This is a genomic window from Kitasatospora sp. NPDC034035 (genome assembly GCF_055575755.1).
Genome location: NZ_JBVISA010000016.1, coordinates 23,391 through 36,214 on the forward strand (window position 1 = coordinate 23,391; position 12,824 = coordinate 36,214).

11 protein-coding genes are annotated in these 12,824 nt (G+C 72.9%); 5 read left to right on the top strand and 6 right to left on the bottom strand.

The window, feature by feature from the left end; translation table 11 throughout:
* From ACZ52J_RS22885 to ACZ52J_RS22905, 5 genes are all read left to right on the top strand, one after another.
* Entirely contained in the window at window positions 1-492 is a 492-nt protein-coding gene (locus tag ACZ52J_RS22885) for a flavoprotein (protein ID WP_465621232.1), read from the top strand.
* A gap of 107 nt (window positions 493-599) precedes the next feature.
* The gene (locus tag ACZ52J_RS22890) at window positions 600-1,988 is read left to right on the top strand and encodes an NAD(P)/FAD-dependent oxidoreductase (RefSeq protein ID WP_465621233.1); all 1,389 of its coding nucleotides are present in this window, start codon (window positions 600-602) and stop codon (window positions 1,986-1,988) included.
* Window positions 1,989-2,486: 498 nt separating this feature from the next.
* Window positions 2,487-2,798, top strand: a complete 312-nt coding sequence (locus ACZ52J_RS22895; RefSeq protein WP_360509167.1) for a hypothetical protein — start codon at window positions 2,487-2,489, stop codon at window positions 2,796-2,798.
* Window positions 2,795-3,349 (top strand): acyl-CoA thioesterase, encoded by a 555-nt coding sequence (locus ACZ52J_RS22900; RefSeq protein ID WP_465621235.1) that lies wholly within the window; start codon window positions 2,795-2,797, stop codon window positions 3,347-3,349. Before ACZ52J_RS22895 ends, ACZ52J_RS22900 begins: the two co-directional genes overlap by 4 nt.
* Window positions 3,350-3,653: 304 nt before the next feature.
* The gene (locus ACZ52J_RS22905) at window positions 3,654-4,049 is read left to right on the top strand and encodes a DUF2267 domain-containing protein (RefSeq protein ID WP_465621237.1); all 396 of its coding nucleotides are present in this window, start codon (window positions 3,654-3,656) and stop codon (window positions 4,047-4,049) included.
* Window positions 4,050-4,126: 77 nt separating this feature from the next.
* Here the strand turns inward: ACZ52J_RS22905 and manA are convergent, their stop codons facing one another.
* The 6 genes from manA to ACZ52J_RS22935 form a co-directional block, all read right to left on the bottom strand.
* Window positions 4,127-5,362 (bottom strand): mannose-6-phosphate isomerase, class I, encoded by a 1,236-nt coding sequence (gene manA / locus ACZ52J_RS22910; protein WP_465621239.1) that lies wholly within the window; start codon window positions 5,360-5,362, stop codon window positions 4,127-4,129.
* Between the two features lie 20 nt (window positions 5,363-5,382).
* On the bottom strand, window positions 5,383-6,315 hold the full coding sequence (locus tag ACZ52J_RS22915; RefSeq protein ID WP_465621241.1) for an ROK family protein: 933 nt from the start codon (window positions 6,313-6,315) through the stop codon (window positions 5,383-5,385).
* Between the two features lie 131 nt (window positions 6,316-6,446).
* Complete coding sequence (locus ACZ52J_RS22920; protein ID WP_465621243.1) at window positions 6,447-9,491, bottom strand: alpha-mannosidase; 3,045 nt, start codon at window positions 9,489-9,491, stop codon at window positions 6,447-6,449.
* A 117-nt stretch (window positions 9,492-9,608) separates the two neighbouring features.
* A complete protein-coding gene (locus tag ACZ52J_RS22925; protein WP_465621245.1) occupies window positions 9,609-10,865 on the bottom strand; it encodes a glycoside hydrolase 5 family protein in 1,257 nt (418 codons plus the stop codon).
* A 44-nt stretch (window positions 10,866-10,909) separates the two neighbouring features.
* Window positions 10,910-11,767 carry a carbohydrate ABC transporter permease gene (locus ACZ52J_RS22930; RefSeq protein WP_465621407.1) on the bottom strand — a complete coding sequence of 286 codons (858 nt, stop codon included), beginning with the start codon at window positions 11,765-11,767 and terminating at the stop codon, window positions 10,910-10,912.
* A gap of 19 nt (window positions 11,768-11,786) precedes the next feature.
* Complete coding sequence (locus ACZ52J_RS22935) at window positions 11,787-12,659, bottom strand: carbohydrate ABC transporter permease (RefSeq protein WP_465621247.1); 873 nt, start codon at window positions 12,657-12,659, stop codon at window positions 11,787-11,789.
* Window positions 12,660-12,824 lie beyond the last annotated feature (165 nt).

Here is a 12,824-nt window from a genome sequence, read left to right on the forward strand (position 1 = left end):
ATGACGACGAAGCCGATGCTGTATGTCGTGGTGTGTGCGGCGGGGGTGGCTGGTGGGGTGGGGGAGCTGATCTCGGCCGCGCAGGCGCAGGGGTGGGATGTGGGGGTGGTCGCGACTCCCCACGCCATCGGGTTCATCGACGTTGACGCGATCGCCGCGCAGACGGGGTATCCGATTCGCTCGGCCTGGCGGAAGCCGGGGGATCCTCGGCCGCTGCCGGATCCGGACGCCATCGTCGTGTCGCCTGCGACGTTCAACACGATCAACAAGTGGGTCGCGGGCATCTCGGACACGCTTGCGCTCGGGATTCTCTGCGAGTCCTACGGCTGGGGCATCCCGGTGGCCGTGCAGCCGTGCCTGAGTGCCGCGCAGGCTGCTCACCCCGCCTACGGCGAGAGCCTGGCGAAGCTGCGGCGGATGGGGGTGCGGGTCGCGGACTTCGTGCCGGGCTCGTACAGCTGGACGCGGGCTCTGGAGCTGCTGCGGGACTGACAGGGTGGCTGGTCGGGGAGGGCGTTCCTGGCAGTGTGAGGGGTGGTTCGCGTCGGCCGGGCCGGGGTAGCGTCCGGGCAGGTCAGCGAGGGTGTGGGAGGTTTCCGGTGGCGGCGGTCAACGGCGAGGTGTCGTTCTGGTACGCGGCGGGCGGGGTGCCGCAGGCGGGGCCCGGGCTGCCGGGGGACAGGGACGTTGACGTGTGTGTCGTCGGGGGCGGGTACACCGGCCTGTGGACGGCGTACTACCTGAAGAAGGCCGACCCCTCGCTGCGGATCGCCCTACTGGAACGGCGGTTCTGTGGCTACGGCGCCTCCGGGCGCAACGGTGGCTGGCTGTACAACGGCTTCGCGGGCCGTTCCGCCTTCGCCAAGCGGTACGGGCAGCAGCGCGCGGCGGCGATGCAGCGGGCGATGGACGATGCCGTCGGGGAGGTCGTCGATGTGGCGACGGCCGAGGGGATCGACGCGGATGTCGTGCGCGGCGGCGTCCTCGAAGTCGCTCGGAGCAAGCCGCAGTTGGAGCGCCTGCGGGCCTTCGTCGAGGCCGAGCGCGCGTACGGTGAGGGCCGCTTCGAGCTGCTGAGTGCCAGGGAGGCCACAGACCGCGTCACTGTCGCCGGCACCCTCGGCGGCTCGTGGACCCCGTACGGCGCCCGCATCCAGCCCGCGAAGCTCGTGCGCGGTCTGGCCCGGGTCGTCCGGGACCTCGGGGTGGAGGTGTACGAGGGCACGGCGGTCACCGCGATCCTGCCCGGCACCGCCTACCGGAAGCCGCGTGCCGTCACCCCGTTCGGCACCGTCACCGCCGATCGTGTGCTGCGCGCCACCGAGGGGTTCACCGCCGGGCTGCGCGGGGAGCGGCGCACATGGCTGCCGATGAACTCGGCGATGGTCGCCACCGAGCCGCTGCCTGCCGAGTTCTGGGCGGACGTGGGCTGGCAGGGCCGGGAGGTGCTGGGGGACTTCGCCCACGCGTACATGTACGCGCAGCGCACCGCCGACGACCGGATCGCGCTCGGCGGGCGCGGCGTGCCGTACCGGTTCGGCTCGCGGACGGATTCGGACGGCAGCACCCAGGTGGAGACGGTGGTCCAACTGCGCGCGATCCTGGACCGGTTCTTCCCGGCTGCCGCGCAGGCCCGGATCGATCATGCCTGGGCGGGTGTGCTCGGCGTCCCCCGGGATTGGTGCGCCACCGTGGAGCTGGACCGGGTGAGCGGGCTCGGCTGGGCGGGCGGGTACGTCGGCAGCGGGGTGACCACGACCAATCTGGCCGGGCGGACCCTGTGCGACCTGGTGCTGCGGCGTGACACCGAGCTGACCCGGCTGCCCTGGGTGGGCCACACGGTGCGGCGTTGGGAGCCGGAGCCGCTGCGCTGGCTGGGGGTGCACGCGATGTATGCCGCGTACCACGCCGCCGACCGGCAGGAGGCGTCCGGCCGGGCGACCACCTCGCCGATCGCCCGGGTCGCGGACCTGGTCTCCGGGCGGTAGCGGCGCGGGGGTCCGGACGCTACCGGCGCTGGGCCCCGGACGGTAGCGGCGCTGGGGTCCGGGCGCTGACGGCGCTGGGCCCAGGACGGTCCACGGTCGTTCGGACGCGCCGTCCAGCGGAATCGGCCCGTCCGCCGACGGTTTCATGCCCGTCCACCCGGCGGATCGGGCGGCAGAGCGGGATGTGAGGAGCGTCGTCGCCCATCCGAGGCGAGGGGGTGGGGAGGCTATTAGCAGATCCGTGACGCCAGGTAGTTGATCTTGGGCGTCGCGTCGGCGATACCACTCGAATTGCGGACAGCGTTCGGCTGACAGGGCATATTGTGTACCCCGGCAAACTACTCCGATGGAAGTCAGTTTCCCGTCGCGGTCCGAAAACCATCTGCCGACCCCCGTCGACTGGGATAGCGTCGAAGGCGTCGGGGGGTCGACACCGATCCGGTGTATTCGAACGCTAGCTACCGGGCCGTAGAGGCCGATTGAGTCCTGGAGAAAAACGTGCGAAATTTCCCTTCGGAAAACCAGCCGGAGACACTCGACGATCTGCAGCTCGCGGTGGACTCGCTGGCCGCGTTTCCGTCCCGGAATGTGGCGGGCGGGTCGGTCGTGACCGAGCGGCTCGCGGCGGTAGCCGAGTTGTGCCGCTCGGTCGACGCGGTGCTCGACAGCCTGGTCGTCCAGGCTGCCGCGGAGGCCGCCGAGGAGGGGTGGACCGCGGCCCGGATGGCGGTCGAACACTCCGGGTACTATGCCAGGTTGCAGCGCGCGCTGCTCCCCGCCGGGGCCGGTGCCGGGCCGGCGCAGCAGTGAGCGCGGTGCACCTGGGCGCGCACGTGCTGGCCTGCCCCACCCGGTGGAGCGACGTCGACGAGAACGGGCACATCAACAACGCCCGGCTGGTCGGCTACATCCAGGAGGGGATTTACGACCTGTTCTGCCACCACGCGACCGCCGTCCGGGAATCGCTGTTCCCGTCCGGCTTCATTATCGCGCGGCACGAGATCGATTATCTGGAGCAGTTGCACCACCGCCCCGAGCCATTGTCGGTGCGGCTCACCGTGGAACGGCTCGGACGGAGTTCCGCGCATGTCGAGGTGAATGTCTGCCGGGACCCGCTCACCTTTATGCGGGCGCGGACCGTGGTGGTCGCGCGGGACCGCGAAACCGGCCGCTCGCGCACCCTGAACCCGGACGAGCGACGCTTTCTCTCGGCGTTTATGCCGGACACGGCGCGTGCCGAGGCCGCCCTGGCCACCCCGACGGCGACGGCGCCGGCGCAGCGGGTGTCGCCCGGGGCCGCCGCGGGTGCGGTCTCCTCCTCGCGTCGGCCGCGCAGGCGCTGCCGCGCCTCGGCGGGCTGAGAGCGGCCCCGGACGCGGCGCGATCCCCGGGGCCGACGCCCCGGGCCGGCGGCGTGATCGACAACGGCGTCGATCCGCCAGACCGGATTTCCGGCGCCCGGCCGGTTGCCTGGTCGAGCCTGCGGGCAGTGGGCCGGTTCCCGAGGGCAAGGGGCCGGTTCCCGAGGGCAGCGGGCCGAGTTACGCTGAGCAGCACGGGCACCGGTACGTCCCACGGCGGTCACCAGCTGCGACCTCCCTCCCCGGCCCGGGGCGCAGAGCGCCGTCGGTCCTGCCGGATCCCGCCGACCGGAAGGAGGACGCGATGACCATCTCCTGGGAGGACTTCCTCGCCCGCGTCGTGGAGCGCGGCGAGTACCGGGGTGAGGCCGAGGCGGACCACGCCGCCCGGGTGGTGCTCGCCCTGCTCGGCGAGCACCTGGTGGGGTCCGAGCGGCTCGAACTCGCCGACGCGCTGCCCGTGACGTACGCCTCCCTGCTGCGCGACGCCAAGCCCGCGGCCGAGCCGCTGACCGCCGAGCGCTTCGTCCAGGGCGTGGTCGGGTGGATCGACGGGGCGACCACCACGACGGCGCAGTGGGACATCGGGGCGGTGCTGAGCACGCTGGCCGACCTGGTTCCGGGGGAGCTGATCGACCAGGTGATCGAGCAGCTCCCGGAGGGCTACGACCTGCTGTTCGGGCATCCCGCACCGGCGTGAGCGGTCCGGCCGACCCGCAACCTACCGCTGTCGGCCGCTACCGGCCGCAACCTGCCGCAGCCGGCCGCTACCGGCCGCTATCCCGTGGTAGCCCGGAACAGCTCCGCGCCCGGGCCGGTCAGCCCGACCGGTCCGGCGCCCGGGCGCAGGTAGGCGGACGCCCCAGCAGGAAGGGCGAGTTCGGCTCCGTCGGGAGCGTGCAGCCGGGCATGCCCCGAGACGCAGAGCAGGACCTGCGGGGTGGGCAGTTCGATGCGGGTCGCGGTGGTGCCGGGGCGCAGCCGGGAGAGCATGAACTCCTCGGCGGGCGAAGGGAATTCCTCCTCGATGCCGCCATCGGCGGGGCGCGGTGCGAGGATGTCGGGCACCCTGGTGCGGAAGGACGTGACCGCCAGCAGTCCGTCGACGTCCACGTGCTTGGGGGTGAGCCCGCAGCGCAGCACGTTGTCCGAGTTGGCCATCAACTCGACTCCCAGGCCCCGGAGATAGGCGTGCGGCACCCCGGCGTCCAGGTAGAGCGCCTGCCCGCGGGCGAGCCGGACGTGGTTGAGCAGCAGCGCGGCGATCAGGCCGGGGTCGCCGGGGTACTGCCCGGCGACCCGGGCGTAGCCGGCGCAGGCCTCCGCGTACGGTCCCCCGGAGGCCGCGACCCGCTCCAAGGCCCTCGCGGTGAGCGAGAGTTGGGCGGCCGAGGGGCGGGCGGACGCCAGCGCGCTCCGCAGCAGCTCCGGCAGCACCTCGGAGGAAGGCCGTGCGCGTAGCGCCGCAGCCCACGGTGCCAGCAGCGGCACGTCGAGCGCGTCCAGCAGTCCGGCCGTGTCGGCAGCCGGACGGAAGCCGCAGAGCGCCTCGAACTCTCCGAGCGCGCAGAGCAGTTCGGGCTTGTGTCCACGGTCCTTGAACACCCGCTCCGGCGCGTCCGGCGGGACACCCCGGGCCTCCTCGGCCGCGTACCCGGCCTCGGCCTGCGCACGGTTCGGGTGGACCTGCAGGGAGAGCGCCCGGTCGGCGGCCAGCACCTTGAACAGGAACGGCAGCTCCGGGCCGAACCGCCGTACGGTGTCCGGCCCGAGCATGCCGTCCGGGTGCGCGCGGATCAGTTCGTCCAGCGGCTGCGGGCCGTCCGGTCCCAGGACGGACGACGGTGCCGACGGGTGCGCGCCCAGCCACAGTTCGGCCTGCGGGGTGCCGTCGGGCTCGGTGCCGGTGAGCGCGGGGATGGCGGTGGGCGAGCCCCAGGCGTACCGGCGGACCGGGTTGTGAAGCAGGGCGAAGGGAGGCCGCGTGAACGGAGGCAGTGTGGAGGGCGGCATGCGGGGGGCTCCGGGACGGTTCAGCGGCAGAGCGCGGCCGCGCCGATCAGCCCGGCGTCGGTGCCGAGTTCGGCGCGGCGCACGTCGAGGCCGCGGATGTAGGAGAGGGCCGCGTAGCGGTCCAGGTGGCGGGCGAGCGGGGCGAACAGCACGTCCCCGGCGGTGGCCACGCCGCCGCCGACGACGACGCGGTCGAGGTCGACCAGGGCGGCCGTGGCGGCGATGCCGGCGGCCAGGGCCTGGGCGGAGCGGTCGAAGGAGGCGAGCGCGACCGGGTCGCCCGCGGTGGCGGAGGCGGCGACGGCGCGGGCCGTCCGGTCGTCGCCCGGCGGCCGCCAGCCTTCGGCGAGCGCTCGGCGGGCGATCGCGGTGCCGCTGGCGAGGCCCTCCAGGCAGCCGCGCGAGCCGCACGGGCAGGGCTCGCCGTCCAGGTCGACGGTGATGTGGCCGAGGTGCCCGGCGTTGCCGCTGGGGCCGGGCCGCACCACGCCGTCGAGCACCAGCCCGGCGCCGACGCCGGTCGACACCACCAGGCAGAGCGCGTTGGCGGCGCCCCGGGCCGCGCCCTGCCAGTGCTCGGCGGCGGCCATCGCGACGCCGTCACCGGCGAGGCGCACGGGCAGTGCGCGCGCTGCCACCGCCGGGTGCGCGGCGACCTCGGCGACCAGCGGGAAACCGCGCCAGCCGGGGATGTTGACCGGGCTGACGGTGCCGGCGGCGAGGTCGACCGGACCGGCGCTGCCGATCCCGACGGCGGTCACGGCGGCCCAGTCGGCCGTCCCGGCGAGCTGGTCCAGCACCTTGTGCACGATGGCGAGCACGGCCGCGCCCGGTTCCGTCGCCGGGGTGGGCAGCTGGAGCCGGTGCCGCAGCCGTCCGTCGCCGTCGACCAGTGCTCCGGCGATCTTGGTGCCGCCGATGTCGACGGCGGCGAACAGCGGGGTGAGCGGCACGGTGGACTCCAGGAGGGTCGGGAGGGGCGGCGCCCCGGCCGGTGGGAGCCGGGGCGCCGCACAGCGTAGAGCAGCCGCACAGCCCGGAGCAGCCGGACGGCGCAGAGCAGCCGCACTGCGCAGCGCAGGGGCTAGCCGGCCGCCCGGAGCCGCAGGGTGACCAGCTCGAACGGGCGCAGCGCGAGCCGCACCGCGCCGTCCTCGACCGCCACCTCGCCGCGGGTGCCGTCCCAGGGCCGCTCCAGCAGGTCGCAGGGGACGGCGTCGGCCAGCGGGAGGGAGGTGGTCAGCCGGCCCCGGGCGCGGCCGCCGCCCGCCTCGTAGACCCGGACGATCAGGTCCCCGCTGCGGTCGTCGGCGAGCTTGACCGCGCTCACCACGAGCGCGTCGTTGTCCAGCTCCACCAGCGGTGCGACCCGCTCGGCGCTGCCGGTGACCCGCCGCTCGGGCAGGCCGATCCGGTACCCCTCGCGGACGGCGTCGCCGATCGCCGCGCCCGGGACCAGGGCGTGCCGGAAGCGGTGCAGGCCCTGGTCGGTCTTCGGGTCGGGGAAGCGCGGGGCGCGCAGCAGCGAGAAGCGGACCGTGGTGGTGGTGCCGCCGTCGCCGGAGCGCACCGTGCGGGTGACGTCGTGGCCGTAGGTCGAGGCGGTGACCAGGGCGACGCCCCAGCCGGGCTCGTCGAGGTGGACGAAGCGGTGGTTGCAGGCCTCGAACTTGGCGGCGTCCCAACTGGTGTTGGTGTGGGTGGGCCGGTAGAGGTGGCCGAACTGGGTCTCGGCGGCGTAGCGCTCGGTGTGGATGTCCAGCGGGAACGCGGCCTTGAGGAACTTCTCGGTCTCGTGCCAGTCGACCAGGGTCTCGATGTCGAGGCGCTGCTCGCCCGCGCGCAGGGTCAGATCCTGGACGGCGGTGGACGAGCCGAAGGAACGCACGACCCGGACGGAGACCCGCTCGGCCGTCTCCGAGAGGACGGTGAGCGAGTCCACGCCGGTCAGGTCGGTGACGGTGTTGCGGTAGAACTGGTCGACGTCCCAGGCGTCCCACATGTTGGGGAAGTCGGGGTGCAACTGGAGCAGGTTGGCGCGGGTGCCGGGGGCGACGGACTCCCGACCGCTCGCCACCTCGACCACCGAGGCCACCAGGCCGTCCGCGTCCACCACGACGTCCAGCAGGCCGTTGCGCAGGAGGTAGCCGCCCTCGGGCCGCTCGACCACCGTGCAGCCGTCCACCGGCGGAGCCACCACGCCGGCCCCGCCCGCCGCGACGGTGGAGCGCGCGTGCGGCGCCGCGTTGAACACCAGCTCGCGTCCACCCGAGGGATCCCCGGCGAGGGCCCGCTGGGCCCGTCCGATCAGCTCCCCCAGCTCCCCGGCCAGCGCCGCGTACGTGGCCTCGGCCTCGCGGTGCACCCAGGCGATGGACGAGCCGGGCAGGATGTCGTGGAACTGGTGCAGCAGCACGGTCTTCCAGATCCGGTCCAGCTGCTCGTACGGGTACGCCGCTCCGGTGCGCAACGTGGCGGTGGTGCACCAGAGTTCGGCCTCGCGCAGCAGGTTCTCGCTGCGCCGGTTGCCCTGCTTGGTCTTGGCCTGGCTGGTCAGGGTGGCCCGGTGCAGCTCCAGGTAGAGCTCGCCGACCCAGACCGGCGGGTTCGGGTACTCGGCCTCGGCCTTGGCGAAGAACTCGGCGGGCTTCTCCCAGCGGACGGTGGCCGAGCCCTCCAGGTCCTTCATCCGGGCCGCCTTGGCGACCATCTCGCGGGTCGTGCCGCCGCCGCCGTCGCCCCAGCCGGTCGGTGCGAGCGAGTGCCTGGCCACCCCCTTGTCCTTGAAGTTCCTTGCCGCGTGGGCGATTTCGCTTCCCTTCATGGAGCAGTTGTAGGTGTCCACGGGCGGGAAGTGGGTGAAGATCCGGGTCCCGTCGATGCCCTCCCACAGAAAGGTGTGGTGCGGGAACTTGTTGACCTGGCTCCACGAGATCTTCTGCGTCAGCAGCCACTTGGAGCCGGCGTTGCGGATGATCTGCGGCAGGCCGCCGGTGAAGCCGAAGGTGTCCGGCAGCCAGGCCTCGTGGTTCTCCACCCCGAACTCGTCCAGGAAGAACCGCTTGCCGTGCACGAACTGCCGGGCCATCGCCTCCGAACCGGGCATGTTGGTGTCCGACTCCACCCACATGCCGCCGGCCGGGACGAACCGGCCCTCGGCCACCGCCTTCCGGACCCGCGCGTACACCTCGGGTCGGTGCTCCTTGATCCAGGCGAACTGCTGCGCCTGCGACATGGTGTAGAGGAAGTCCGGCTCGTCCTCCAGCAGCGCGGTCATGTTGGCGGTGGTGCGGGCCACCTTGCGGACGGTCTCGCGCAGCGGCCACAGCCAGGCCGAGTCGATGTGCGCGTGGCCGATCGCGCTGATCCGGTGCGCGGACGGCGCGGCGGGCGCGGCCAGCACCCCTTCGAGCTGTGAACGGGCAGCCGCCGCCGTGCCGTTGACGTCCTGCAGGTCGACGGCGTCCAGGGCCCGGTCGATGGCGCGCAGCAGGTCCCAGCGGCGGGCGCTCTCCACCGGCAGCTCAGCCATCAGTTCGCCGAGCACCTCCAGGTCCAGCACCAGCTGCCAGACCGTCTCGTCGAAGACGGCGAGGTCCATCCGGGCCAGCTTGTACTGCGGCCGGTCGCCCGCCGTCTCCTGGTCGCCCAACTCGGTGGGCAGAAAGGGGTGGTAGTCCAGGATGACCGGGTTGGAAGCGGCCTCGACGTGCAGCAGCACCGGCTCGCCGCCGGCCGCCGGGGCGGCGATCCGCACCCACTGGTTCTGCGGGTTGAGGCCCTTCACCGGGGTGCCGTCGGGGCGGTAGACCAGGCCCTCGCACTGGAAGCCGGGCATGTTGGCGTCGAAGCCGAGGTCGATCAGCGCCTCGACGGTCCGGCCCGCCCAGGCCTCGGGCACCGTACCGGTCACGGTGATCCAGCTGGTGCCCCAGGGCGCGCCCCAGGCGTCGCCGACCGCGATCGGCGTGCGCGGCGCGGCCAGGCCCTCGGCGACCGGGACGGGCTCACCTGGCGCCGTCCAGATGCCGACCTCCAGCGGGACGGACTCGGGGTACACGGCCGGGCGGATGCGCTCGTCCAGGACGCGCTTGAGGCGGGACTCGACCAGGGTGCGGTCATCGTGCATGTCAGCGGGCTCCGTTGCGTGGCTGAGGGGTGCGTGGCAGTGATGCGTGGCTGCGTGATGCGTGACTGAGGGCTGCGTGACTGCGTGGCGCGTGGCTGAGGGTCGGACGGGAACGGGCTAGAGGGAAGATACGTCGTCGGGGTGGACCACCTCGGTGATACCGCGCGCGGCCAGGTGCTCGCGGTCCCCGGCGCGTTCGGCGAGGACGGCGGTCGGGCGGGCGCCCGCCTCGGCGAGGCGCATGAACGCCTCGTACACCGGGCCGCCGGGGCCGCAGGCCGAGCGTTTCGGGGAGGTGACCTCGTCGCCGGTGGTGACCACCACGGCGGTGCTGCGCGGCTTCGGGGGCTGCCAGGAGCGGCGGGCCTCGACGGCGGCCTCGGCGAGCCGGGCGCCGGCCGGTTTGACCGTCCGGTCGGTGGTCAACAGGCCTAGGCTGTACTCGAGTTCGGGGAAGTCGGCGAGCGAGCGGTTCACGTCGTGCGAGCACCACCAGGTGACGCCCCACAGGTCCGGGCAGTCCAGGACGGCCTCGACGGTGGCGCCGGTGAAGCGCGCCGCGTCCTCGGGGCCGATGTGCGGGGCGGGCGCGCCGACCTCCTGCAGCCAGACCGGGCGGGCCGGGTCGTCCGCCCAGGCCTTGGACAGTTCGACCAGGTACGCGGCGTGCTGGGCGGTGGCGGTGGAGTGGGCGCCGTAGCGCTGGGCGGTGCCGTTGAACACCCAGGAGTGCACGGCGGTGGCGGCGCCGATCCGGGCCGAGTGCCAGGGCGTGAACGGGTGGTCGTCCAGGTACCAGGCGGCGTCGTACGAGGCGTGCAGGTGCAGCCGGCCGGGGGCGCCGGTCTCGCAGGCGTCGAGCATCCGGCGCAGCCAGGCCTCGGCCTCGGCGGGGGTGGCCCGGTCCGGGTCGGGGTGCGGGTCGCCGGAGAACTGGTTGATCTCGTTGCCGAGCGTCATCCCGAGGAAGTTGGGCCGTTCGCGCAGCGCCTCGGCGAGGGTGCGCAGGTAGGCGGCCTGGCCGTCGCCGACCTCGGGGTCGGTGAAGAGGTTGCGCCGGTGCCAGGTCCGGGTCCAGGCCGGCAGGAAGTCGAAGCTGGACAGGTGGCCCTGCAGGCCGTCCACCGCGACGTCCAGCCCGCGTTCGCCGGCCGCGTCCACCAGGGCGGTCAGCTGGTCGACGGCGCGCGGGCGGATCAGGGTGCGGTTGGGCTGGAACAGCGGCCACAGCGGGAAGACCCGGACGTGGTCCAGGCCGAGGGCGGCGATGGAGTCGAAGTCGGCGCGCACGGCGTCGAGGTCGAAGTCGAGCCAGTGGTGGAACCAGCCGACACTGGGGGTGTAGTTGACGCCGAAGCGGGGGGCGGTGGTCATCGGAGAGCTTCCTCGACTGGGTTCGGGGCGTACGGACGGTGGCGCTAGCCCTTGACGGCTCCCTCCTCGACGCCCTTGAAGAAGAAGCGCTGGCAGACGCCGAACACCACGACGATCGGCAGGAAGGCGATCATGGTGCCGGCCGCGATCAGCCGGGGGTTGGCGGAGAAGGTGCCGTTGAGGTACTGCAGCCCGACGGTGAGGGTGTACTTCTGCGGGTCGTTGAGCACGATCAGCGGCCAGAGGAAGTCGTCCCAGGCACCGATGAAGGTGAAGATCACGATCACGCTGATCATGCCGCGCACGTTCGGCAGGCCGATGTGCCACAGCCGCTGCCAGACGTTGGCGCCGTCCACCAGCGCGGCCTGGTCCAGCTCGAGCGGGACGGCCGCGAAGGCGGTGCGCATCAGCAGCACGTTGAGCATCGCGATCGAGCCCGGCAGCGCGACGCCCGCCAGGGTGTCGGCCAGGCCGAGGCCGCGCACCAGCACGTACTGGGAGACGATGGTGACCTCGCCCGGCAGGACGAGCGTGGCGAGGAAGAGGCCGAGGACGAGCTTGGCGCCACGGAAGCGCAGCCGGGCGAACGCGTAGCCGGCCAGGGTGCAGCCGACCACGTTGCCGGTGATGCAGACCGCGGCGACGATCACCGAGTTGAGCGCGTAGGTCCACACCGGGATGGTGTCGGCGACCTTGCCGTAGTTGCCGAGGGTGGGCTGCTCGGGCAGGAAGGTCGGGGTGCGGGTGAAGACGTCCTCGGCGGGGCCCTTGAGGGAGGTGGACAGCTGCCACAGGAACGGGCCGATGACCAGGAGCAGGACGAGCACCAGGAGCAGGTAGCGGGCGACGGTCCGGGCGGGGGAGGGGGTGTCGAAGCCCCGGGAGCCCTTGGCGGCCTTCATCGGGCGGGTGGTCACGGGTTCAGGCCGCCTTCCGGTTCAGGCGCATCAGGAACAGCATCGGGGCGAGGGTGACGACGAACAGCAGCAGGCTGAGCGCCGAGGCGTAGCCGAGGTGGCCGTTGAAGCCGCGGCTGTACATCTGGATCAGCATCACCACCGACATGTCCCGTCCGCCGGGGCCGCCCTGGCCGTTGGAGAGCACGTACAGCTCGGAGAAGACGCGCAGCGAGCTCACCGAGATCAGCGCGGAGATCAGGACCATGGTCGGCCGCACCCCGGGCAGGGTGACGTGCCAGAACCGGCTGACCGGCCCGGCGCCGTCCACGGCCGCCGCCTCGTGCAGCTCGCGCGGGACGTTGGCGAGGGCGGACAGGTAGATGACCATGTAGTAGCCGAGGCCCTTCCAGACGGTCAGGGCGATCGCGCTGAACAGCAGCAGCCAGCGGTCGGTCAGGAAGTCGACCGGGGAGTCGGCCAGTCCGGTCTGCTGGAGCACGCCGTTGACCAGCCCGCGATCGTTCAGCACCCAGCCCCAGATCAGCGCCACCACGACGGCGGAGGCGATCACCGGGGTGTAGAAGGCGGTCCGGAAGAAGGTGATGCCGGGGATCCTGCGCTGGACGAGCAGCGCGAGCAGCAGCGGCAGGATGGTCAGCAGGGGCAGGCAGACCAGCATGAAGACGATGCTGTTGAGCAGGGCGTCGGCGAGCTGCTCGTCGTCCAGCAGGCGGCCGTAGTTCTCCAGGCCGGTGAACTGCCCGCCGCCCAGTGGCTTGGCGTTGGTGAAGGACAGGATCACCGTGTTGACGGCCGGCCAGAGGTTGAAGACGGCCAGCCAGACTATCGCGGGCCCGGCGAGCAGCCAGGGGGTGAACCAACGCCGGTGGGTCATGCGGTCTGCCTTCCTGGAGCCTGGGCCTGCGGGCGGTGCGGGTCATTCCCGGGAGCGGCGGGTTGGGGGGCGGGAGGGTACCCGGAACCCGCCGCTCGGCCGGTACGGTCGGGGCTGTTGGTCGGGGCTGTTGGTGGGTGACGCTGGTCGGGGCTGTGGTCGGTG

Bases quoted from the DNA above. Each gene is read 5' to 3' on its own strand.
- ACZ52J_RS22885 (WP_465621232.1), top strand. From the start codon at position 1: ATGACGACGAAGCCGATGCTGTATGTCGTGGTGTGTGCGGCGGGGGTG.
- ACZ52J_RS22905 (WP_465621237.1), top strand. From the start codon at position 3,654: ATGACCATCTCCTGGGAGGACTTCCTCGCCCGCGTCGTGGAGCGCGGC.
- manA (WP_465621239.1), bottom strand. From the start codon at position 5,362: ATGCCGCCCTCCACACTGCCTCCGTTCACGCGGCCTCCCTTCGCCCTG.
- ACZ52J_RS22920 (WP_465621243.1), bottom strand. From the start codon at position 9,491: ATGCACGATGACCGCACCCTGGTCGAGTCCCGCCTCAAGCGCGTCCTG.
- ACZ52J_RS22925 (WP_465621245.1), bottom strand. From the start codon at position 10,865: ATGACCACCGCCCCCCGCTTCGGCGTCAACTACACCCCCAGTGTCGGC.
- ACZ52J_RS22930 (WP_465621407.1), bottom strand. From the start codon at position 11,767: ATGAAGGCCGCCAAGGGCTCCCGGGGCTTCGACACCCCCTCCCCCGCC.
- ACZ52J_RS22935 (WP_465621247.1), bottom strand. From the start codon at position 12,659: ATGACCCACCGGCGTTGGTTCACCCCCTGGCTGCTCGCCGGGCCCGCG.